Here is a 23,732-nt window from a genome sequence, read left to right as displayed (position 1 = left end):
ATATTCACCTCTTTATACAAATGTAAAGTTCGTTGTTTCCTCTACAGGGTAGAGAAAATCATCTGTGCTTCCTGCAAAATCAATTGTATAATATAAATAGTTTTCAGTGACCCCATAATCAAGGAGTTCAAAATTACCAAAAACATCTGTATAAACAGTAATCGTCTCAACTAAACCATTATTACTGTAAATAGATATTTCAATAGCAAGTCCATCAATATTCACATTAGAAGAATTTGAATAATTCAGCTCTCCAGTAATATTTATTTGGCTCCAAGTTCCAGCAACATTAGGTAAAAAGTATGGAAGATCCAAATTATGAGTCCAAGAGGACGATATAACTGGATTATCAAAAACTCCAAAAACAAAAGCGGAACTGGAAGGATTTGAAGAATAACTATAACCACCTGGCCCAGTCGTTAAATCACCAGAATAAGAAATAATTAGACTATAATTTCCAACATCCAAGGTTGCAGAAACTAGTTGATCAACAGATATGGAGAATGATCCATCAAGTGGATTATAAGAATCCAATCCAATAATCGTGAATTGATCCGTTACATCCGTGGCAGAAGGATTATTTATCGTCACAATTAAAAGACCTCCATTCACTAAGGGGCGGTTACTTGAAGCTTCCATTAATCCATTAAGTGAAAATCCTGATGCATCATTAGCAGTAGTAAATTCAATTGTACCCGGATTAGTATACGTAATAGTTAACGCATCTTCATATACAACCCACACACTTTCTGTAGTTCCCACAGCAGGATGTATCCCGAAAGTGTGAGAAAAGCTGATTGTGAAATAATAAGGTCCGGGGTTAATCGCAGTCGTAAAAGCAATAGTAAAGGTGGCAATTCCCGCACCATTTGTATCGGCAGTTAAAGTGCTCCCAGAAGGACCTCCATCAAGCGAAACGGTGACGCCACTCACAGCAACGCCATTATTTTGAATTTGATAGGTAAAAATAACAGATTGACCAGTTGTTTTAGTAATGGTTGTTGAAAAATCATTTCCACCATCAACTAAGGGAGAATAGGTCATACCACCTAAGGGGTCAAAATAAATGGTATTTGCTTCAAAATCATCAATTATAATGGTTCCATTTGTAAAACTTAATTCTAATCGGAAGGTCTGAGTCCCAGTCGTAGTTGTATCCACAAAAGTATAGGGAATGGTATAAATACCTCCTACACCAGTATTATTAGTTCCGAAAAGTCCTCCATCGACATACAACCTTACAGTTGCCGTATTAACACCGGTAGGTACTCCGATGTCGAACATTAGTTGATAAGAAAATATTACGGTATCGTTTATATTTTTACTCGGAACAGGATTACTATAAGGAGCACCATCAATTCGAGCTACGAGATCATAACTCAGGAGAGGATCATAATTAATAGTAAAGGAGGTGGTATTTGATACACTACAAGTTCCATTTAAAATAGTCAAACTTAATGTATATGTCTGTATGCCCGGATTTATTGTATTATTAAATTCAATTGTAAATGTTGCCACGCCAGCTCCATTTGTCAAAGAAGTATACATAGGACCAGAACTATTTGAAAGTGTCACCAATACATTTGCAACGCCAGAGCCAAAGAAATGATATTCTGCCGTTATGGTTAATTGGTCTGAAACTTCTTGCGGAGTAACATACGGGTTTCCATCAGCAATGGCACTACCTTCAACCTTTCCGACTAATGTATAACCAAGTTCAGGATCGAAATCGATTCTAATATTTGAGGAAAAATCAATAGTAAAGCCATAATAATCAATATAGGTTATGGCAACGGTAAAAGTTTGCAACCCAATAGCCATTGAATTATTAAATTCTACTGTAAAGCTAAAAGCACCGCTTAAATCTGTATTAGTGCTAAACATAGGACCAGAAGAATTTGAAAGAGTTACAGTTGCGCCTTGAATATTCGTACTGGAGTTAACAAGTGTTCCAGAAATTGTAACGGTGTCTCCAATGGCTTGTACAGCATCAAAATTGTATAAAGGTGCATAATTAGCGAAGGGATTTGCTTCTATTAATGGCGCGAAGGTATAATCATCTTCGGGATTTAGAACGAAAGTACATATTCCTTCTTCAACAATTTGATATGCATACTCTGCTGAAGAATTATCCATACTAAGTTTAAAATTGTGGGAGGCGACTGCAAACGACCCGTCAAATAATACGGAGAAATTCACCCACCCATTACTATCGGTGATATAATTTTGAGGTATAAAGGATCCATTAGTCGGAATGTTAAAGGTGACTGTCACTCCATCTTGACCGACTAATCCTGACCCTTCATCGTAGAGAAATTGTACCGAAATATTAACAACATCACCAGCATGTTGAATATCTCCATAAGTACCTCCAATATCAGCGAGAGGAACATCATTGAAATAAACTAAGAACAGATGTAGTAAAGATTCATCATATTCAACATAACTTAAATTATTAAAGGAGGTACTGTAAGTTCCATTTGTAATGCTAATATCAAATTCAAAGGAATATGATCCATTTGCTGCATCAGGTTTTAAAAATTGGAGGGAAAAATTAAAATATCCGTTTCCATCGGTTGCGCCAGGAATAATTGTTGTTCCGTTAGCACCCGCTTGAGTTAAAGACACAGATACCCCAGAAACACCAACCAAAGTTCCTGAATAATTATAGTACAAAGCACAAGAAACTTTCAAGATATCTTGTGGTCCTTGAATATTTAGGGGATCATATCTATTCCAGCTATCAAAGGGAACTTCATTAATACGAGGAATGAATACATATCCATTAGCGGGTTGATAATCAACAATTACCATTGAGATATTAGCAATTGAAAACGAAACATTACTAAAAGACAAGCTAATGGTATACGTATGAAGATCTATTGCAACAGAACTGTCATAAAATACAGAGAAATTGTAATAACCAGAAGCATCAGTACTACCAGTATCTATAACTCCTGCAACTGAATCGGTAATTGTAATGGAAGCTCCACTTAAAGGTGAACTCGGATCATTATAGAAGAAGTAGGTTGAAAGATCTAAATAATCACCCAATAATTGGATAACCGGATAATTATTTGCAGAAAGAGATTCAATATTAATTCCTTCTACTAAGAAATTTGTTCCGTAATTTAAAGCTGGATCAAATGTGACATTCATTAAAGCAGAATCATAAAAGATAAAACTTCCACCATTATATTCAACAGATAAATTAAATATATGAGTTCCTTCAGTGAATGTATTGTTGAAAATAATTTGCTTATTGTAAACTCCCGTACCATCAGAAATTATACTGTAAAGAAGAACACCATTATCATAAATTGATATATTAGCATTAGCAATTTGTTGTATTATACTATTTTTGGTATAAGTTACATTTCCGGTGAAATTAATGTTGTCACCAATGGATACCACTTGAGGATAAATCTGTCCAGGATAACTGGTGAAATCCGCACCATTTAGAAGTTCAGCAAAATTAAACCCAATTAAAGGATTAAACTCAACTACGAGTATAGAGGTGTTTACATAAGTGAAGGATCCATTTGTAAAGGTAATCGTCAACGTGAATTCATGATCACCAGGATCGATTGAATTATTGAATATAAGAAGAGAAAAGTTGGCCCAACCATCTGATCCAGTCGTAAGAGTTTGTAATGGAAAAGTTGAATTATCTGTCAAGGTTACAACGGCATCGGGTAATGGGATTCCATCAGTCAAAATGCGACTTGAAATATTGAGAGTGTCCCCTAAGATTACAACTGTAGAATACTTATTGACTTGTCCATCATCATAATCATTAAAATTAGTAGAATTTACAAAACCAGATATTCCATAATCAGTTGGATCAGCAAGAAGGATGATTCCATCACTCGTATCATTATTAAGATTAAATCCACCAAAATAGGATCCCCATAAAGAATTCCACAAAATATTCCAATTATCTCCCAAACCAGCCCATTCACCTGAAAAATTGATGTTTGTTCTGATGGGAGCCAAATTAGTATCAAGCAATCCCGAGAAATAGAACGATTCGGAATAAAAATCTTCGGCAGCACCAACTATTTCCTCCGTATTACCGGTGGTTAGCGATGTGGAAGGTAATAAATTCCAGGATTTATCAAATAACTGGTAATATATCTGGGCCCCATGAATAAATTCGCCTGTAATATTATCTTGAATCGTTCCTTGTAAAATAAGATCGTCAGCATCAGCTGGAGATCCCGAATCGATAAGATAGCGATTATTGGAAATACCCCCTTGCCCATCAACAAAATATTCCGTGGTTTGATTTATGAAAATCGGAGCTTGAACCATGATCCATATTTTTGAGTAACATGTGAGAGCACGTTCATCCCATTCTATGCGAAGAAGATGAGGGCCAGCAGTCCAAAATTCAGGGTTAATTACAGCTTCAGCAGCGATATCATGCGAAATTTCACCAAATCCCGTTCCATCAGTAATAAATGAGGTAACTAGACGATCTGATTCGGTTTCATCATAAATATTGATAGTTTGACCGGGTTCACCTCCAGTTCCCAAAACGGTTGTCGCGTTGATATATAAACTAAAGGATCCATCACGTTCTCCAATTGTTGGCCCTGTAGGATAAGTACCTACTGTGTTATTAACAGAATATGAGTTATTAATGTAAAAAGTATAACGATGGTATTCGTCATCATAAATCTCAACCGTATTATTTACTGTTAAGGACAAATTGGCATTGGGATCGAAGGTACAGATTTGTTCTCCCCCTCCAAAAATATCGGCAAAAATGAGCTGATAAGGGAGAGCGTATTGAAGTATTTCAGCCGAAAGATCGAATTTTCCATCAAAGTTAGTCACAATTTTGTATTCCCTTCCATAATCTTCAACAGGAAATCCTGGAATCAATGCCGCAAGAGTAAAATTGTAATCATTACCATTTTCTACCGTTGTCGTAATATTGGGTGAAAGATTAAAAACTTCTTCAGTAGGTTGAGACTCAGTAGGTTGCATTAACCCGGTGAAGGATACTTGAGCACTTTTGATTGGTTTTCCTAAGACAGGATCCCAGACATAACCATCAATATCAATATTTTGATCTTGATTTGAGGGAGCCACGATATATTCGTCACTCAAAGTGGAATAAACTTCGACGTCATCCAAGACATTAATAACCGAAACATTTCCAAAGGATAATCCCAAATAAGTAGTTGTGAAATTCAATACATGGGTACCAGGGACCAGATTTTCAAGTTCAATCTCATAAGTTCCAATTCCACCTTGACCGGTATAAAAATCGCCAATAACTTCGCCATATGTGGTATCACTGACAGTTATTTTCTGATTTTGGATTGCTGACCCTTGCATTGTATAGGTCAATTCAACAGGGATAACATTTCCGACAAGAGGAAAATCAGAAATAAATCGAGGGACACCAGCCAAATCTGAAGTAGCTGCCCCTCCAAAATCAAGGTTTAACCTTACTCCATCAGGAGTAGGGATTATGGGTTCAGCATCAAATCGATTGTCAAAGGAGACCCAATCACCAGTGGTAGTAGAGGTAGGAATAAAAGCTTCAACCCATGAATATAAATTTCCAACTCGATAAGGGTAGGCGACGTCCCCCCCTTCAGAAGGATCAGAATAAGCCCCTCCGTATTGAAACTCAAAAAGAGGGTTATATTTATAGCCAGACACATACTTTGCTGCAATATTATTTAATCGAGCTAACGACACCGTCAAGTAAGTAAATTCAAATGACATTGCCGATTGCTTTCCTTCACAAAACCATTCTAAAGGATCTTCATTTTCATCGGGACGAAACCCACTGGCGGGATCATAAACAAAATTGGCTCCAACAAAATTGACAATGGCTTCCATTTTTTCATATATATTGGAAGCGGCAGTAAATTCCGCATAAGATGCCAAATCGCTTACAACTTGATCAAAATTCGGGTGAGTATTACGATAATCTGTCCACGTAATACTTGTTTCACCTTGTTTAGGACTTGTGGAACATGCTGCTACAGTAATAGAGGTCCCAACGTATTGTGACATACTAATGTCGTTATCATAATAACTCGGAGAATGATAATCGCCGCCATTGTACAGAAGATCATAAGTTATATTTGTTTGTTTGTTTAAATCGGTAAGAGAATATTCGAGTTCCATATAAGCCGAACCCATATTGGATTGCATTTTCATAGGGGCAGGATCATTCGAAGGAATGATTGGAGTCGATTCCCACGAATCAAGCTGGATTCGGGGAGAAGGAGATATGGTGGGCATTGCAGGGGTGGTACTCTCCAATGTTGTTATAGGATATTTAATTTTCCATTTGTAATCATTAACTTCATCGATATCCAAGATATCCGCTCTGTTATCTAAAAGATCGGAAATTTTCCAAGAGAAACTATCCAAGTTATATTCATCATACGCTCCAGTTTTGAATAGAGTGTCTTCAGGATCATCCCATGAATTGGAACTCGGATTTGATTCATATGCATAAAATACATCCTTGGCCAGTAAAATTAGTGCAAGTTCTGGAGGAAATTGATCCAAGGCATCGGCACTAAATTCTTGTCCCCCAATGGATTCCATTAAATCTTGCAAATCATCACCATATTGTTGTAAAAATTCATCGGGAGTCAAATCTTCATCATCCATGAATTCTTCGATACCATCACCGAATAAATCCTCAAAAAACTGAGTTTTTTCTTCGTCAGTCATCGAATCGAGCAAACTTGAATCAAGTAAATTTTCCATAATGGAAGAAAAATCTAAAGTCAATTCTTCCCTGATAAGGTCGGTAGGCGATATTGCAGTCAGATCTTCCCCTTGGGTAGATCGATCAAGACGATTTGGAGATCTATTAAAGATCCGCTCCGATATTACGGAACTAAATGAATATCCCACTAATATAACAGCAACGATCGCTCCAAACTTCACCACATTCAATACTGCCTTACCTTTCTTAGACATAATTCTAGATGCTTTCCCCGATCCTTTAAACATTTTCCTTGCAAAGAAAATATCATTTAAATAAGCAATCCCAATGAAACGGAAAATGGGAGTCCATCAAATATCGTTTAAAGGGTAGAATTAGCATTGGCCCAAATATGAAAATTTTTTCTTGAACAAATATTGCAGTAAGTTTAAGAAAGGTGTTTCTTTCCACTTTAATATGACTAGACAAAGTTGGGCGGGATTCTTTCTGGTTCTTGATGGAATTGATGGATGTGGTAAATCCACCCAAGCTAAAAACCTATATCACCATTTTAGAAAAATGAATCAAAAAGTACACATCACCACAGAACCATCACAGGGAGATTTAGGGCAAATTTTACGGAAATATTTGAAAAAGGATCAAAATCCACCCCAACTGGACGCCCTTCTCTTTGCTGCAGACAGAATAGAACACTGCCATGATGAAATCTTACCTGCTTTAAATGACGGTAAATTAGTCATTTCCGATAGATATCGAGATTCTTCCTATATTTATCAATCAATACAAGGAAAAAATGATGGCATAAATCGGGCGTGGATAGAATCAATTAATAAATTTAGTTTGACCCCAGATTTTACGATCATCTTTGATATAGATCCTAAAATCGCTCTTAAGCGTAGAATTACCCATAATACTGAAAACCAAGAAGAAATGGATAAATTTGAAGAAATTAACTTTCAGTATGAAATCCGGAAAGGCTTTAAAGAAATCGTTGCACACAATCCCAAAGAAAAATATCTCATAATTGATGCCGATCAATCCCCAGATCAAATATTCGCCATAGTATTGAAGAAAATAAACCATTTACTTAAAACCAAAGGAATTTTACTATAGTTTTTTTCTTTCTTCTTAAAATTTTTGATGGTAAATTTAAAGGGTAATCCTTCCTTTACTTTATATACTTTACCTACTATCGCACAGTGAAAACCATGAGTGAAGAAGAAAAAAAAATTGAAACGACTCCAACCGAAGCCGCGGCTGAGGAAAATGTTGAGAAAGAATTAACCGAAGAAGAAAAACTCGCTAAGGAAGAAGAAGAAAAAGAACAGAAATTACGGTTGGAATCTTTTCGAAAAGCGGGAGAAATTCATAAGCAAGTAGTTGAATATATCAAACCCTTAGTTATTGTGGGAGCCAAATATTTGGATATTTGTGAAAAAACTGAAGCCAAGATAATTGAGTTAGGTGGTGAAATTGGATTTCCCACCAATATCTGTGTGAATGAAGTCGCCGCCCATTATTCAAGCCCACCTGATGATGAATCCATAATCAAGGAAGAAGATATAGTAAAAATAGACATTGGTGTATCGGTCGAAGGCTATGTGGCCGATGGAGCGTTTACCGTGTCTTTTAACACCGATCCAAGTACTCAAAATCTCATCTTGGCCGTTCAAACTGCCGTTCTAAAGGGCATGTCATTAATTAAACCAGGTGTGAAAGCCAACGAAATTGGAAAGGCGACCTCCAAAATTATCAAAGGGTTCGGATATAACCCGATTAAGGAATTAAGTGGACACTCTTTAGAAAAATTCCAAGTGCATGGATTTAAAGAAATCCCAAACGTTGCCTTGCCTACGGGAGATGTGTTTGAAGAGGGCGAAGTATTCGCGCTAGAATGTTTTGCCAGCACCGGAGCTGGAAATATCCATCGTGGGTCAAATTGTTATATCTACGAGTATGATCTAAAATCCGATCGTGTTCCCTTACGTGGCAAAATTACCCGCAAAGTTGTGGGATGGATTGCACATAATAAAAAAACCTTACCTTTCAGCATGCGCGAATTATTGAAGGAATTTCGCACTGGTAAATTTGCTATCCGTGAACTCACAACAGTTGGTAAAATTGGTCAACACATGGTCTTAAAGGAAGAAAAAGGCATTTATGTAGCTCAATGGGAACATACATTCTTAGTTACTGAAGATGGTATCGAACAATTAACGTAATTTTTTTATTTTCAATCAAAATATTTACATTTCAATTGATTAAATTAGATCAATTATAGATTCAAATCAGAAAACTTCCATTATTATAGCTAAAAAAAAGTTATTGTTCGAAATGGATTTTATTCAATCGGAAATTTAGTTTTTTAAAAAGAGCACTAGAGCATATTACTTCCAATATTTAATCCATCTGGGATTACTTTATTAATTTTCAATGTGCATGTTTCTGAATTTAAAATTATATACACTCGAGTTCCAGGTTCTGCCCCTAGGGCAACAGTAGATGAAACATACATGCGAACAAGTTCACCCGATTCTGCAATTTCATCCGAATTGGAATTAATAAATTCCATATCATATTGATTTAATATTGAAGCACGAGCTCCTGTTAAATATCCACCACTCCAATCAGCTTCCGAGAGTTCTGTTTCTTCTGCACTTCCCACTTTTATCCACATGGTAATGGCATTTGATTTCATATTAATTTTTCCTGAATCTAGAATCAATGCGAGATTGAAAACATAAGTTGTGATATTTTTAGTAGAACCTTGAGGATCCTCAACATATCCTACCACAATATTTCCTTCGACTTTAAATGAACTAGAAGCAGAATTTTTACCTTCTTCACCAATTTTATCTAGCTCCAAACTCATTTCTGTACCTAGACTTAAAATAACAAATGCAATACCTGAAGCGGTTATAATAAATGCAATTAAAATAATCGCTGCTGTCATTCCCTGAGATGCTTTTTTCTTCATATCATCTCTAAATGAAAGTATTTTTCCAAAATTTCTCATATTAGCCACCAATATATTTGATCTATTTTATTTCTTGAACCATTTATTAGGGAGCCACCCAACAGGATCATGAAATAAGAGTTACGTACATCGAAAAAGATTACTATTTATAGTTAAAAATTTAAAAATATTCTAATTGATTTTACAAATAAAATTTGAAAATTGCAAAAAGAGAACTAAAAAAATCAGGAAGTCAAATGGATTAAAAAAGTTATTTAAAAAAGATTATTGCAAGATATTTGATCCGGCTGCAACGAGACCAATTGGAATACTCAATTCAATTTTTAAAGTAGCTACACCAGAGTTGATCACAATTAAAACTTCTTGAGATTCAGTTGCACCAGTGGTTGAACTGATAAGGAATCGAGCCATTTCATTTCCAGTTAATACATCTCCAGTTCCATCATACCAATTTATATCATATTCATTACTTGCTTCAGCACTTGCATTAGCAAGTGTTTCGAGATTTGCATCATAAGCTAAATCTGTTTCTTCACCATGGTTAACAGATAACCATACACTAATAGAATCTGAAGATAAATCTACTTGTCCTGTGGATAACACCAGCTTGATGTTGAAACCATATGCTTGAACTGCTGATGCAGCAGTATAACCTGTAATAATACCACCTTCTACCTGCATTGCAGATGAAGAAGCGTCTTTACCTTCACTTCCAACTTTTCCTAACTCGAGTTGCATTTCAGAACCCATTGTTAAGATGACAAAAGCAATTCCCGCAGCTGTTATGATGAAAGCAATTAAAATAATTGCAGCAGTCATTCCTTCACTCGCTTTTCTGACTTTTGAGCGTTTTTTACGTTTGTATTCTACATATTTGTTTTGCATTTTTTTCACCTTGTCCTATAGTAAGTTTACTCCAGTGACTAATCCAATTGGGATTGTTTTAGTTATTTTCAAAGTAGCAACACCTGTATTTAGTATGATGACTACATCTTCAGATTCGATGGCACCGTTTGCAGTTGTTGCACTAACATAAAATCTTGCCATTTCACTGGAAGTAATTACATCTCCAGAACCAGATGGCCAACCTATGTAATATTCATCGTCATTATTTGCTCCTGCAGCGGCTAAGGTAGAAAAAGCAGCACCTTCATAAGTACATTCGACTTCTTCATCCGAACCAATTTTCAACCAAACAGTTATTGCATCCGAAGACAAATCAACTTGACCTGTCGGAAGAACTAGTTTGACATTAAATGCAAATCCAGTAACAGTTGTACCAGCGGTAGAATAACCAGTAACAATTCCACCTTCGACTTGAAGTGCAGATGAAGCAGCATCTTTCCCTTCTTGTCCTACATTTCCTAACTCGAGCTGCATTTCGGATCCCATTGTTAAAATCACAAATGCAATCCCTGCCGCGGTGATAATGAACGCAATTAAAATAATAGCCGCAGTCATACCCTCGCTTGCCCGTCGCAACTTTGAGCGCTTTTTTCGTTTATACGAAACATATTTGTTTTCTATCATGTTTGCCACCATGTTTTAAGACCGTCCGTGTTTCCAGACCCGATTTTTAATTACTCATCGATAATTACCTGACATCGAAATTATTCGCGTTTGAACAGAGACTGGAAGTATTGAACTTAGTTATCGAGAATGATTTTGTTATTTATAGCTGGTGAAACCTTTTTTTTTGGAAAATACGTTGGAATAATTCCAATACATCAAAATTAATCCTCGCCGACTTAAATCCAATTTAGCCCCAAATTTACTTAGAAAAGAATAAACAACTCAAAATGGAGAAGAAGAAAATAAAAAAGGTACAATATTTATCGTAATGAATCTCTTCAAATAATTCAAAACTCAGTTTTCTTTTGGGTATGTTTTTTTCAACCATTCACAATACAGATGAACACCTTCTTCAAAAGATACCTGGGCCGAAAACCCAAGTGTCTCGATTTTTTTGACAGATAATAGCATTTTTGCTACATCACCCACCCATCCTTTAACTCCACCGGTAAATTTATGGTGAACATCTGTCAATCCGAGTTCCTTTTCAAAAAGTGACGCAATTTCTTTAACGGTATTCCATTCTTCCGATCCGACATTATAATAATCATACCATTTTTCTTGAGAATCAAGCGATTCTCCAATTAAATACGTGGCCTTAATAGCATCCGAAACATGTAAATAAGATTTCTGTTGAAGACCATCACCTAAAATAGTCAATTCCTTTGGATTGTCTGTTAAATGATGATAAAAGTCAAAACCGACTCCATGACGAGAACGTTCCCCAAAGATATTGGCATACCGAGCAACACCAATTTTGATATTGTAGGCATTTGCATAAGCAGATAAATACATTTCAGCAGCAGCCTTCGAAGCACCATAGGGACTTATTGGTTTAAGGACTAGTTCTTCAGTCATCGGAAAAGTATCAACATCTCCATAAACTGTTCCTCCAGAAGACGTAAATACCATCTTCTTCACTCCTTTTAATCTCATATACTCCAACAAATTCATGGTTCCATTCATATTGTGATCATAGGAAGTCATAGGATTTGGGACACTGGCTCGCACATCAGGATCCGCTGCTAAATGGTAAATCATATCGACCACTGGAAGCTGATTTAAAATTAGATCTTTATCGCGAATATCCCCTTGAACAAACACACACTTTTTTGTGTCTATATGACCTTGAATATTTTCAAGATAACCATCAATCAAACTATCAACCACGATGACCTCATGATTTTTCGCAATCAAATAATCCACAAGATGAGATCCGATAAAACCCGCTCCACCGGTAACTAACATTTTCATAGTAATCGAGCTTTGAAAAGCATCAATTTTGAAAAAGTTTCCTAAATACAAATGAGTTGAAAAAGTGAAAAGTGGAGTTTAATTTAGGGGATTTTCTGTGCCACATAACGGACATTTTAATTCGTTGTCACCTAAAGACCCCCCACAAGCAAAACAAGTACGCTGTTCGGTTTGATCAAGCAAATTTTCGTCGGGATCTACAGAACTAAAGGGATCATTAATAATTTCGGGCTTAGACTTATCTCGATCGAGAGGGTCTTTTGAAAAACCAGCAACGCGCATAATATCATTGCGAGCATTTTTAGACTGATCATTTACTTCACTTTGATCGCTGTCACCTTGGTGTACCGTATTGGTCACATCAAGAAAGGTTGTTTCTTTTTTATAAGAATCCAAATCCAGGTTTTTCTTAACTTTATCCACATCCGGAATAATACTTTGGTTTGCAAAAGGACTGGGAGAGATTTCTGTCATGTTAGACGGCATTTGTTTTAATTCTTCTTCCAATTTCTTCAAATCATAAAGGGGGGAAGAATCAAATTTTGGAGGGATGGCTTCCGATTGATTTGTAGGGCCCATAGGTGTTGCATTTGATGGTGGTGGAGTTTGTTCATTTAAATCTTGATTAGGATCTTGGGGGTTTTCAACATTAGCTATATTGTTCTTGGTGCTTTGATCAGCAATTTCATCAGAAGGAATTTCGGGTAATGAATTTAATTGTGATAATAAGTGATCTTCAGAGTTTGAATCCGAGTCATCTAAATTTTCTTCAGAAGAGAACGAATTGGTGTGTTGAGCCACACTGGAAGAAATATGTTTTTGGGGGACTTGAGCATCTTTACTAAAAACAGAATTAATGTGACCTTGTTGCATATGTTTTACTTTCACAATAATAGAATCCGCTTGATTTACAAGTTTAGGACGTAATGTCCTCGGACATTGAGGTGACTTTGCAAAATTCACAATAAATTGACAAATCTGAACCCACAATCCTATTGATTCCCGGGGATGAGTCTTCTCCAGTATTTTTACATCATTCATATATTTCTTAAATTGAGCATTAAATTCAACCATCGTCAAGTCCATGTTCGTCACCTACTTTATGATATAACGAGCTATTTTTAATATATAAGTATTTTCGAGGCCAAAAAAAAACTAAAAAATATATTGCTGGTGGCACCCAGAACAAATTCGTTGGGCTTCTAAGAATTTTTTCCCACAAAATTTACAATAACGAATATTCGCAAAATGATTCCACGTATTTTCTGGAAACCACTTTCTGTAAGCATATGAACGGGTGGGTTGAAATCGTTGATAAATAGGAAGCCCATCTTCAATAGTGCTCGAAGCAAGATTTGAATCAATTCCAATTTCATCATCAGTGTTGGAAGATACGGAATTTCCTTGTAATTGTATCTGAGGAGAAGAATTGATGTCTATTTCGGATTTTAGCTCAGAGTAACTTTCCCCTGATAAAGCATCCAATAGTTCTTCTTCAGGCATTTTTACTTCTGATATTAATATTTCAGATTGATTCTGTAGATCTGGAGGTACATTTGATGAAGTAGATTGAATGAGATCTGCTTCAATATTTTGAGTTCCGCTTTCAATTTCGAAGGATTGCTTCAATACCCGCATTCGATAATTGATTTCATTTTTAACGACATTTATCAGAGATTTTTCCAATACAAATTGATATAAATTCACAAAAAATTGGGCATCTTCATATATTGAAAAAGAGAGCATGGGTACAATCTTAATATTCTCATCTGCCAGAGCATAATACCTTTGTAGTTCAGCCCGAAATTTAGAAAGGAGTTCTTTAATCGGTATTTTTTTTACAGATTTTGAGAATTCCAACAAGATAGGATAAACTTGATGTTTGAATTTCTGGAGTAAAGACTGGGGAACTTGTTTATCTTCGTTAGAAAGATCTTCTCGATTTATGAGATTTGTTGCGAGTTTTCGGATCTTCATCCACTTGACTAAATAAAGTTCAAGATTTTTAGTTTCTGGAGAATAAGGATCAATTTTACTTACGCTCTCAAGAATTTCCAATAAATCTTCTTTTTGCTTACTCCAACTCATAATTTCAACGATATTTAGTTAGTTTTTTGTTGTTAAATATTTTCGGGGAAACAAAAAGGAAAAAAATACCAAAAGGCACAAATAATAAACTAAAATTGAGTTAAATCCTGTTCTAAAAAGGTTGGATCAATCGGGAGCGGGGTAAAGGGCTTATCTTCAAAAATCCGTAAGAAAGCCCCATCTCCAATCTTCCGATTTTTATAATAAGAGGTCGAGAACAGACTGATCAGATGGTCATTGAAAAAGGTTTTAAATCCATTTTTTAACACTTCATGAGCCCTAACGACAATATCAATGTCATTAGCTTTGACAAATTGGTTAAAAATATCTGGTCCAAACTGATTTCGACCGGTGTTAGGATCAAGTAAATAGCCATCTAAGTTTTCTTTGGGATCTGCCCATAACAACCAATTTAAATATTCAGAGAAATTTTCATACGAATTCACCGGAATATGAAGGTTTTTTTCAAGATCACTTAGCAAAATTGCTTCTTCAGGATGATCATTATTTACTGGAATTCCTCCATGAACAGAAAATATTTTTCGAACGGAGGTACCATGGTTGGATGTAACGTTCAAAATATGTATTATAGGTAAATTCACGAATATTTTCAATATTTCGCCATATAAATCATCAACCCATTGTTCAATAACAAAATTTTCCTTCAAGTTATCAATAAAACCATAGGCATCGTTGATCTTTGGATCTTCATGGTTTCCTCGTATTAACGTAACATTTTTCTTGAACTTGATCCAGAAGGCGATAATTAAAGTGAGATTTTCCAAATCAAAAGGATTCCGATCTACATAATCACCCAAGAATATAATTTTTGCTTCTGGAAATTTCTGAAGTATTTTTTCAAAATAAGTAATCATTAAAATTGTTTCAGAATACGATCCATGAGTATCTCCAACAAAATACGCAATTTCAGAGCTTTCATAAACAATTGGTTTCGAGTCCTCCACCAAATAAGTATGAACCGATTTGTAGAATGAAAGATAATCTTTGTACTCAATGGACTCGTTATTCATTAACATGGTGTACACATCATCAATAATCGGAGATATGATGTGATCCAATTCAATTGATATAACTTCCTCTTTGAATTGTTCTTCAACTTTGATTTGATTTCGTGCGGGTTTTTCTGATAAACGAGAAGATGGAGATTTTTTCAAATTTTTTAAATAAGCGATTCGAGACATCAAAATTTTTGAATCTCTTGTTACTCTCATTTCATTTGTAGTATCATTTTGAAACATAGAGATTATTTGTTCAAGAATTTCTAAAGTTTGCAAATAATTTCTACTTTCAATTAAGTTAGCTTTTCGTAATTGTAATATATAATCATCCATGATATTTTCTGGCCCTATTTAATACCTTCAGTTTTTTAAACGCACGAAATCCTAAAAATTCTTCTACCAAAATGGTTTTTAAAAAAAAAGTGCAAAAAATAAATTAAACTAATCCAAATCTTTATTACATTTGCATGGATTTTTATTGCATTTCAAACATTTGTTTGGATATTTTTGCTGAACTGCAGCATCTAAATCAATATCTAATAAATTTGCTAGAGAAGCAACCCAAGCATAAATGTCAGCCATCTCTTCGGCGATTGCTTTTTTATCCATCTCCATAGAATTTTTTTTTAACTCGTGTGAAAGTTCTCCCATTTCTTCAAATAGCCATAAAGTAGTACGATAAATTCCACGTCGGTTATCATTAGCGTAATATAAATCTTTCATTAAAGATTGAAATTTTGAGATTTCCATATTACACCATAACGATTCTAATAATATAAACTGAACTTCTAAAAATGGATCAGTAACATTGCGATGAAATTTTCTAGGTAATTCTAAGTAGTAAGTAAAGATCCATGCTCAAAAACAGATTGAAGAGAAGAAATAAATAAAAAAAAAATAATTAACCGCCAATCCAATCAAATATTGATGTCACTTGTCCCACGATAACAATTGCTATAAGCAAGACGGAAAGAACAATGGCAGTAATTGGAGATATTTTAATTCCGTTTGAAGCGTCTTGATAAAAGCGAATTAATCCAGCGCCTCCTGAGGGCATTGGTCCATCGGCTGATCGACGTTTTTGTCGCTTCGATTTATTTTTTTGAGACATATTTAAAACATAAAACATTCTGTAAATAAAAAAAGTTTTGATCTATTCCTTTAAAGAACATTTCAAATACTTCTACACCGTTCAATATTATCACCAATTATTTCTCGGTTATGAGTCAATGAGTCCATGATCAACTTATTGAAAAAAAAACCGAACCATGCTTTTTAATTAACACACCACATTATATTTAACAGAATAAATTACCGCAATGTTAAAGGTCTATTGAGCATGTTTCGACAAAAAAAGTTGTTAATTTCGGGCGCTTTGGGGATTCTGTTTATTTTAATGGTAGTACCCCTTTTCATAACTGTTGGCGCCGCTCCACAAACTACTCCAGCAAGTAGTAGTGGATTTCCAAAATCATCTTCAGCTTCCTATAATGAAATCTATATTCAAAACGTTTCACGGGAAATTAAAGTTGATAGTTTTGGAACTGTTTTAATTGAAGATTCCTACAAAATTCGAAATAATAATTCTAATAGCATTATGACTATTGATATTTGCCTTTCTGATACGAATGTTGAGAATTTAATATTCCATGAAGCTTCCGATTTAACTTCTGGACCCATGAAATCTCAATTATTAGAAGAAAAACTTCAAGGATATAATGTTTTAGAAATACTATTATCTGAACCCCTTCTCCCCTATTCATCCGTGTCTTTTACTTTAAATATGGTGTTTAAAGATGCGTTATCTGTATCTTTGGCAAATTCTTATTATGGTTATGAGGCATATCTCCACCCCGTTTGTCCATATGAGGTTATAGAATTTCATGCCTTTTTCTTGGTTCCTGATGGTAGTGCGAGCTTATATGGGGAACCAGAATATTATCTCGTAGGAGAACCCACTGATTATGATGGAACTTTTCAAGAATATTATGGAGAGAATTCTGCTCCATTTGACGAGGTCATCAATAATTTTTCATATTCAAACGAAAATGCAGGTCCGATTCGAATTAATTCATTATCTCGACACATTACAATTAATTCATGGGGATATATTCGAGTAGTGGAACAATATAGAATTGTTTCATGGGGAAAAACACCCATTTATACGCTTGATTTTCAAATTCCACAGCAAGCAGAACATGTAAGAATTTTTGATGATATTGGAGAATTGGGAAATGGAGATAATGAGGATGATCCACAACCAGATGCCGTCAAAATGGGCACAAGTAAAAACGATGATGGAACCATTGATGTGTCGTTATTACTTTATTACAATCGAGCACCAATGCGACAAGGAAATTATATTTTATTCTCATTGGAATATGAATTACCTGTGGATGATTATATCTCTTCAGAATATGGGAAGCAATCGTTGAAATTTGATATTCTTACTACAAAAAGTGATTATGTTATTGATGAATTGAGTTCAACTGTAGAACTTATGGGTGTTTCCAAACTCAAAAATTCTAATTTGAATACTGAAAATATTCATAAAACCGCAACATCAATTGTTTATGAAACAAGTTCAACCGGTGTTTCGCGTTTCCAAGAAAATATTATCGATGTGACCTATTCGGTGAATTTACTATTAAAAATGTATCGTGCGATCATTTTTATCCTATTATTTGCAGCTATATTTAGCATTTATGCGGTCACTCGTTCAAGAAACCCAATTGAAGGAGAAATCGAAAAACAATCTGAAACGATTCCTATCAGCGAATTAACCCAATTTGTCACCCTATATGAAGAAAAGAATGCATTATTAATCGATATAGAAAAAGCAGATTCTGCCCTAATTCGTCGGAAAATTCAGAAGAAAGCTTACTCAAAAACAATGAAAGTTTTGACCAGCAAATTGAAAGAATTAAACGAGGAAATCGCCCCATTTAAACGCATTCTATTACAATCCAATGTTGATGTTAAATTTATCATTCAAAAATTGGACTATTTGGAAGCAGAAAAAATGTCCGTGAAGGATAGTATCAATTCCCTCCAAGAAAAATACAAACTTGGAAAGCTCCCTTCCAAAGCAGCCTACGAAAAACTTTCAGAAGAAATGCTGAAACGCACATCTTCTTCACAAAAGAAAATCGATCGTTATATTAACGAATTACGAGCCTTTACAGTTTAATTTCGCTCATTTTTAATTTTTTTCATTTCTTTTATATTAGAATTTGAATTTTTTTTCTTGAAATATTTTAAGGAGAAATTTATTATCAAAGCCACCACTACTTACATTGGTTTTTATGAAATTATGGTTATTGGAAATTCTTGCTTGTCCGATTGATAAAGCCTATCCCTTAAGCTTAACAATTTTAAAATGGAAATCTGAAGAACTTTCTCCAAATCCGCTTGAAATACTTATTAAAGGATATCAGGAAAAAAATGTTCTTAAATTGAATGAGGCAACTCCTGTTAAGAAAGAAGTTCGGGAAAATGGAGAATTGTTTGTAAATGATCTTTTAGTTTTAAAGCCTACCCGCTTTGATCATTACTTAGAACAATTACTCACTGGGATTGAGGAACTTTCCAATGTGCAAGATAAATCAAGTTGGGCGACACTTCAAGCTCTAGAATTAGTGAAGACAGAAATCAAAACGAAACTAAATGCGGCTTTGAATTCTCTAACTGCGGGTGAACCAGCAGATCCAGATAAAATTTTTCAATCTATATTAACCCAGTTGGAATTTCTGAACATTTTTAAATACGAATTCGAAATTGAAGATGCAGTCATTCAATGTCATGAATGCAAACGTTGGTTTCCTGTTTTCGAAAATATCCCTCAGATGCTTCCGGATAATGTGCGAGATCCCGAACTTGATCAACAATTCTTGGAAAAGTGGTCTCATAAAATCTCAATTTAAGACATTTTAATATTCTTCAAACTTCATCTGTTTTTTAAAAATAAAGCGAATCCAAATTCAAAAATTGCTGAACTTCAAAATGCTGGATTAACCACTCTCGCTTTTTTCTTTTTTACAATCCTACTAAATTGAACTGCTACCATCAAACCAAGCCCATAAATCAAAATCGAAGAATACCCATTAATTGAAAAACCTTCGCTATTCGATGATTCAGAGCCAGTTTGAGTTTCATTACTCGTTTCAATGCTAGTTTCTGTACTTGTTCCTGAAGTAGTTGTTTCTGTTCCAGTAGCGGTACTTGAAGTTGAATTATCGGTTAATAAATCAGCGAACGAGCGAGTATTTATATCAATTACAATATTCTCAGTCTCAACATTATAGGTTCCATCTATTTCTACCTGTTTGAGGACGGATTTTAATTCAATACCTAATTGATGAGAGTAAAACACGGTTACATTGAACGACATTAAATCAGCCATTGTTTGTTCTATCTGAAAAACACTCACGTTTAAAGGACTGTTTCCTATTATAAATTCATCATAGCCAACCATTGTATAATTTCTAAGAATAGAAATGGGTAAAGAACTTACTTCATTTGCAGGGCCATTCATTGCAATAGTTCCGTTACTAATATATGTTTCATTCACCACCAACGACCTTCCTGGTGACAACAATTGGAACGGATTGAAACTAATATTCCGTTTGAAGTTGTGTGTCACATTTTGGATAAGGAATGAATGAATTGCATGAGTTTCATTATTAAATATCGTTTGATTGCTAAAATAAGCATTTCTAACCATTAGATTGTTCGAAATATTAAAAAATTCCTTAGAATAACCTTCTATAATCACATCAAATTCATCATATGAAAAATTCGATGAGAAATTACTCACTTTTACATAGCATTCATGCGTATTTCCCCATAAATCCTCTATTGAAGTGAAATTTACGATTTTATAATTGTAGGTTGAGCTAAAATTGTATCCTTCAGCTTTGGTAATTACGACTGATTTCCAATAATCTCCGATTTCCAAGGAAGAGGAACATGGCTCAATATCTGCTTTAATTAGATTTTGATATGACAGAGAATAATTATTAAAAATACACAAAAATAAAACCAAAGCAAAAAGGAGTTGCTTTACAATTTTTTGTTTTTTCATAAACAACTATGCGATTTTGTTGTTTTAATATCTTACTCAATAAAGATTGAAATTAATACATTATCTAAACCGTATCTGTAATCGCTCAGAATACTGAAAAAGAAGATACCTTTTTTCTCCTTGAAATTAATCTGCCTTCGTGATCCCTTGTTATAAAAATTGGAGTCGCTTTTCAATATTCAAAGAAAAATTTCTAAAAATTTATAAAGTATCGACAAAAGAACAACACAAGAAAGAACTTTACAGCCTAGGTCAAAGCCAAATTCGAAAACTTTTTTATTCGTGGAAGCTTTTCCTATCTTGAGTTCTTAAAAAAAATCAATGGGAGCCTCTTAGTGTAGTGGCCAAGCATCACGGGCCTTGACCCCGTTGACCCAAGTTCGAATCTTGGAGAGGCTACCATTTCTTTCTTTAAGTTCATAAATTATTATTCGGAGTTGTTCATTATTCCAGGTTCACACGGAAGTCTTACAAAAGCAGGAAAAGTTCGAAATATTACCCCCAAAGTTCCCCGAACTGGCATTAATTCCAGATCAAAAAAGATCCCTCGCGTTCGAAATCGAAAATTGTATGTTAAACGAGTCATCTTGAACAAATATGGTGGTCAAGCCAATTCAATCGCGGCCCAGAAACACGCACGAGCCACACAAAAACGCAATTAAAAATAAATTTTTTTCTCATCTTTATAAAATCTTCAAAAAATCTGTGAATATAGGTAATCTACTTTTTGTTTCAATTCTAAAATTGATTTAATTACAACGCATATTTTTAAGAAATGGTTTAACTCATCGTCAGAAATACTCCGAGTAAATCCAAATTTTTTTGATACATTTCCCGAATTAGTGAGAGAAACGTATTTTCGGTGTTTTAACCATAATTCCAATTGACGAATTCCACCAATTTCAAAGTTCCACATAGATTCATCAATATTTCCAATCCAAAATCTATTATTAGAAGAATTTATTGCTGGATGTTTTGAATTTTTTTGAAAAAAGATTTTTTTCTGAAGAGGGTCATAATAAGGGGAAATAATTTGCATATTCTGTGCTTTACTAAGAGAAAATTGGCTTACTGAAGATGAATCAATGTTAAAAGTATATAATTGAGCAAATTTTCTTCCAATCTTACTGAACTGAATAAATTCAGCCATTTTTTTGGGAAAAGGAATATGGGGAAAATCCTTTTTCAAGAAAAATTGATATTTTGTAGAATACCTCGAGCAATTCAAAATTGCACAAATATAGAAAAAAATATCTTCTGGATCAATATGTTGAACTGAATATAGCTTGTTTAAATGGTGAAGAATCATGGAAGATAAATTATATTCACAAGCAGAATCAGGAAGATTCCAATCGTTTTTTTTTTTTTTGTTTTTGCCAACTTTTAATGGAAATATATAATCACCGATCCCAGATCCACCTTCAATAAAATGAGATTCAGATATTTGGTCCGTAATGAATACACTCGATGTCCCATCTGCTTTTCGAGAAACTTTAGACACGCCAATTGCGAGATTCGAATTTGGAGGAAGAAAATATTGCATTAGACTATAACTACTAGAACCCTTTGTCATCAAATTTTCATCATAGGCAACCCACCATTGATCAAACCCTCGCCATTGCCATTTAATGATATTTTTTTTAGCTTTAATCAAAAAACCCGCTAAGCCATCGGTAATTTTCCAATCTCGTGCGTCATGATATGAAACTCCATCAAATTTCACCCATTTCTGATTTTTTGTGTCGGTTATTTCTTTGCTTGAAAAAAATCCATTATAAAAATTTGATAGTATATCAACGAGTCTGGATTTATCTGGATGGGTAATCAATGTATCATGCAAAGATTGAATCCCGATAATATTATATTGAAAAATTTCTGGAAGATATGGGAGGGAGTTATATTTCACTTCCTTTTTCAATAATTTCTGGCTGATGGGAACAAACTCAAGATCGATCCGAGGATCTACCTCAGTAAAAGAAATTTTTTCAAATTTTTGAAGAAGAAACTGTTTTTTTTGAGTTTTGGAACCTCTTTTTTCTGCATAAAAGACTTTACATTTTTCACGCTTTTCTTTTCCTTTACAATCAGGCTTTTGGAGGATGGCGAATATGAGACAAATTCCTGTTTGAATATCAAACGGATTTTCATCATAGGTTTTTATTTGTTTTTCTTGATTTGATGAGAAATTGGATTTTGATTTTTTAGGATCTCCAAAAAGATTGATGATATAGAGATAATCAAAAGCAGAGAGAAGGGAGGAGCGCATTCCTCGAAAAATATCTCCATCAATGAAATAATTATTGACCACGAAAGCAAAAATGCCCGGGTGGTTTTGATCAGCTAACTTCCATTGAGCTAAACGGATGAATTTCACATAATCATCTTGAATCCCTTTCAATCCTACGATTTTTTTTCTTCCGGGTCGATTTAGGTGAATTTTATAGTCTTCCACCAAAGACTTTATCCACGGACGATTTGTAGTATTACTCACAGAATAAGGAGGATTACCAAAAATAATTAGACAATCTTCTGATGAATGGGGTATTTGATCTCTATTGTTTAAGGCCTCAGTATTATTATTATCTTCTACAGTGTTCTCCAAAAAAAAATGCTTAAAAGATGAATTTAAATCACCCAATCCCCTCTTTGTTTGAATATAACGCTTTAAATTTTGTTTACCACTTTTATAGATGTCAAGATTAATTTCATAACAAAACAATCGATCTTTAATCAACGAGCGAATAATTTCTTTGAACTTCTCTTTTGAATTTTTTTCATATATATGATCGAATAATGTTAGCGGAAAAATCAGTTCACCAGCCGAAGGTTCTAAATACACCAGGGAAGGATCACTCAATCCCAATGGTTTATTAAAAAATTGAGTGAGAAAATACTCCGTACCTTGAAGGATGCACGTGACCATCCAGTCAGGAGTAAAAAAAGCAGATGTTCCTGAATAATTTTTTGATAACTCTGAGGGGACTAATTTGTTTTCCTTCATGAAATAACCTTTTTGTAATTACAGTTGAT

17 protein-coding genes and 1 tRNA gene are annotated in these 23,732 nt (G+C 34.4%); 6 read left to right on the top strand and 12 right to left on the bottom strand.

The features are described 5' to 3' along the window. Positions 1-12: 12 nt before the first annotated feature. The gene (locus NEF87_RS22360) at positions 13-6,963 is read right to left on the bottom strand and encodes a transglutaminase domain-containing protein (protein ID WP_457917573.1); all 6,951 of its coding nucleotides are present in this window, start codon (positions 6,961-6,963) and stop codon (positions 13-15) included. Positions 6,964-7,165: 202 nt separating this feature from the next. Here NEF87_RS22360 and tmk point away from each other — a divergent pair, with 202 nt between their 5' ends. Both tmk and map read left to right on the top strand, forming a co-directional pair. Then, positions 7,166-7,822 carry a dTMP kinase gene (gene tmk / locus NEF87_RS22355; protein ID WP_457917572.1) on the top strand — a complete coding sequence of 219 codons (657 nt, stop codon included), beginning with the start codon at positions 7,166-7,168 and terminating at the stop codon, positions 7,820-7,822. Positions 7,823-7,917: 95 nt separating this feature from the next. Continuing rightward, on the top strand, positions 7,918-8,931 hold the full coding sequence (map, locus tag NEF87_RS22350; protein WP_457917571.1) for a type II methionyl aminopeptidase: 1,014 nt from the start codon (positions 7,918-7,920) through the stop codon (positions 8,929-8,931). 155 nt (positions 8,932-9,086) lie between these two features. Here map and NEF87_RS22345 read toward each other — a convergent pair whose 3' ends face one another. The 9 genes from NEF87_RS22345 to NEF87_RS22305 all read right to left on the bottom strand — a co-directional run bounded on the left by NEF87_RS22345 (position 9,087) and on the right by NEF87_RS22305 (position 16,730). Continuing rightward, the gene (locus tag NEF87_RS22345; RefSeq protein ID WP_457917570.1) at positions 9,087-9,725 is read right to left on the bottom strand and encodes a hypothetical protein; all 639 of its coding nucleotides are present in this window, start codon (positions 9,723-9,725) and stop codon (positions 9,087-9,089) included. Positions 9,726-9,950: 225 nt separating this feature from the next. After that, on the bottom strand, positions 9,951-10,571 hold the full coding sequence (locus NEF87_RS22340; protein ID WP_457917569.1) for a hypothetical protein: 621 nt from the start codon (positions 10,569-10,571) through the stop codon (positions 9,951-9,953). A gap of 15 nt (positions 10,572-10,586) precedes the next feature. Next, a complete protein-coding gene (locus NEF87_RS22335) occupies positions 10,587-11,216 on the bottom strand; it encodes a hypothetical protein (protein WP_457917568.1) in 630 nt (209 codons plus the stop codon). 336 nt (positions 11,217-11,552) lie between these two features. After that, entirely contained in the window at positions 11,553-12,512 is a 960-nt protein-coding gene (locus NEF87_RS22330) for an NAD-dependent epimerase/dehydratase family protein (RefSeq protein WP_457917567.1), read from the bottom strand. Between the two features lie 78 nt (positions 12,513-12,590). Then, positions 12,591-13,598, bottom strand: coding sequence for a hypothetical protein (locus NEF87_RS22325; protein WP_457917566.1), 1,008 nt, complete (start codon positions 13,596-13,598; stop codon positions 12,591-12,593). 69 nt (positions 13,599-13,667) lie between these two features. Then, positions 13,668-14,600: a hypothetical protein gene (locus NEF87_RS22320; RefSeq protein ID WP_457917565.1), complete on the bottom strand. Its 933-nt coding sequence runs from the start codon at positions 14,598-14,600 to the stop codon at positions 13,668-13,670. Positions 14,601-14,689: 89 nt separating this feature from the next. Beyond that, positions 14,690-15,952, bottom strand: coding sequence for a metallophosphoesterase (locus NEF87_RS22315; protein ID WP_457917564.1), 1,263 nt, complete (start codon positions 15,950-15,952; stop codon positions 14,690-14,692). A gap of 108 nt (positions 15,953-16,060) precedes the next feature. Further along, positions 16,061-16,369 (bottom strand): MazG nucleotide pyrophosphohydrolase domain-containing protein, encoded by a 309-nt coding sequence (locus NEF87_RS22310; RefSeq protein ID WP_457917563.1) that lies wholly within the window; start codon positions 16,367-16,369, stop codon positions 16,061-16,063. 151 nt (positions 16,370-16,520) lie between these two features. Continuing rightward, a complete protein-coding gene (locus NEF87_RS22305; protein ID WP_371803728.1) occupies positions 16,521-16,730 on the bottom strand; it encodes a preprotein translocase subunit Sec61beta in 210 nt (69 codons plus the stop codon). A 285-nt stretch (positions 16,731-17,015) separates the two neighbouring features. Here NEF87_RS22305 and NEF87_RS22300 point away from each other — a divergent pair, with 285 nt between their 5' ends. Beyond that, the gene (locus tag NEF87_RS22300; RefSeq protein ID WP_457917562.1) at positions 17,016-18,809 is read left to right on the top strand and encodes a hypothetical protein; all 1,794 of its coding nucleotides are present in this window, start codon (positions 17,016-17,018) and stop codon (positions 18,807-18,809) included. Positions 18,810-18,924: 115 nt separating this feature from the next. Then, positions 18,925-19,542 (top strand): Trm112 family protein, encoded by a 618-nt coding sequence (locus NEF87_RS22295; protein ID WP_457917561.1) that lies wholly within the window; start codon positions 18,925-18,927, stop codon positions 19,540-19,542. Between the two features lie 74 nt (positions 19,543-19,616). Here the strand turns inward: NEF87_RS22295 and NEF87_RS22290 are convergent, their stop codons facing one another. Then, positions 19,617-20,702, bottom strand: a complete 1,086-nt coding sequence (locus tag NEF87_RS22290; protein WP_457917560.1) for a hypothetical protein — start codon at positions 20,700-20,702, stop codon at positions 19,617-19,619. Between the two features lie 326 nt (positions 20,703-21,028). Between NEF87_RS22290 and NEF87_RS22285 the strand changes: the two genes are divergently transcribed. Beyond that, positions 21,029-21,104, top strand: a tRNA-Gln gene (locus NEF87_RS22285). A gap of 44 nt (positions 21,105-21,148) precedes the next feature. After that, positions 21,149-21,364 carry a 30S ribosomal protein S30e gene (locus tag NEF87_RS22280; protein ID WP_371806872.1) on the top strand — a complete coding sequence of 72 codons (216 nt, stop codon included), beginning with the start codon at positions 21,149-21,151 and terminating at the stop codon, positions 21,362-21,364. Between the two features lie 32 nt (positions 21,365-21,396). Here NEF87_RS22280 and NEF87_RS22275 read toward each other — a convergent pair whose 3' ends face one another. Continuing rightward, complete coding sequence (locus NEF87_RS22275; protein ID WP_457917559.1) at positions 21,397-23,703, bottom strand: type ISP restriction/modification enzyme; 2,307 nt, start codon at positions 23,701-23,703, stop codon at positions 21,397-21,399. Positions 23,704-23,732 lie beyond the last annotated feature (29 nt).

It is taken from the genome of Candidatus Lokiarchaeum ossiferum, assembly GCA_025839675.1.
In the GTDB taxonomy this organism is placed as follows: Archaea; Asgardarchaeota; Lokiarchaeia; order Sigyniarchaeales; family Promethearchaeaceae; genus Lokiarchaeum; species Lokiarchaeum ossiferum.
This window is presented reverse-complemented; position numbering and strand designations above follow the sequence as displayed.

Coding starts and splice junctions, on each gene's coding strand:
- NEF87_RS22330 (WP_457917567.1), bottom strand. CDS start 12,512: ATGAAAATGTTAGTTACCGGTGGAGCGGGTTTTATCGGATCTCATCTT.
- NEF87_RS22325 (WP_457917566.1), bottom strand. CDS start 13,598: ATGGACTTGACGATGGTTGAATTTAATGCTCAATTTAAGAAATATATG.
- NEF87_RS22335 (WP_457917568.1), bottom strand. CDS start 11,216: ATGATAGAAAACAAATATGTTTCGTATAAACGAAAAAAGCGCTCAAAG.
- NEF87_RS22290 (WP_457917560.1), bottom strand. CDS start 20,702: ATGAAAAAACAAAAAATTGTAAAGCAACTCCTTTTTGCTTTGGTTTTA.
- map (WP_457917571.1), top strand. CDS start 7,918: ATGAGTGAAGAAGAAAAAAAAATTGAAACGACTCCAACCGAAGCCGCG.
- NEF87_RS22315 (WP_457917564.1), bottom strand. CDS start 15,952: ATGGATGATTATATATTACAATTACGAAAAGCTAACTTAATTGAAAGT.
- NEF87_RS22345 (WP_457917570.1), bottom strand. CDS start 9,725: ATGAGAAATTTTGGAAAAATACTTTCATTTAGAGATGATATGAAGAAA.
- NEF87_RS22300 (WP_457917562.1), top strand. CDS start 17,016: ATGGTAGTACCCCTTTTCATAACTGTTGGCGCCGCTCCACAAACTACT.
- NEF87_RS22275 (WP_457917559.1), bottom strand. CDS start 23,703: ATGAAGGAAAACAAATTAGTCCCCTCAGAGTTATCAAAAAATTATTCA.
- NEF87_RS22360 (WP_457917573.1), bottom strand. CDS start 6,963: ATGTCTAAGAAAGGTAAGGCAGTATTGAATGTGGTGAAGTTTGGAGCG.
- NEF87_RS22340 (WP_457917569.1), bottom strand. CDS start 10,571: ATGCAAAACAAATATGTAGAATACAAACGTAAAAAACGCTCAAAAGTC.
- NEF87_RS22310 (WP_457917563.1), bottom strand. CDS start 16,369: ATGGAAATCTCAAAATTTCAATCTTTAATGAAAGATTTATATTACGCT.
- NEF87_RS22320 (WP_457917565.1), bottom strand. CDS start 14,600: ATGAGTTGGAGTAAGCAAAAAGAAGATTTATTGGAAATTCTTGAGAGC.
- tmk (WP_457917572.1), top strand. CDS start 7,166: ATGACTAGACAAAGTTGGGCGGGATTCTTTCTGGTTCTTGATGGAATT.
- NEF87_RS22295 (WP_457917561.1), top strand. CDS start 18,925: ATGAAATTATGGTTATTGGAAATTCTTGCTTGTCCGATTGATAAAGCC.
- NEF87_RS22305 (WP_371803728.1), bottom strand. CDS start 16,730: ATGTCTCAAAAAAATAAATCGAAGCGACAAAAACGTCGATCAGCCGAT.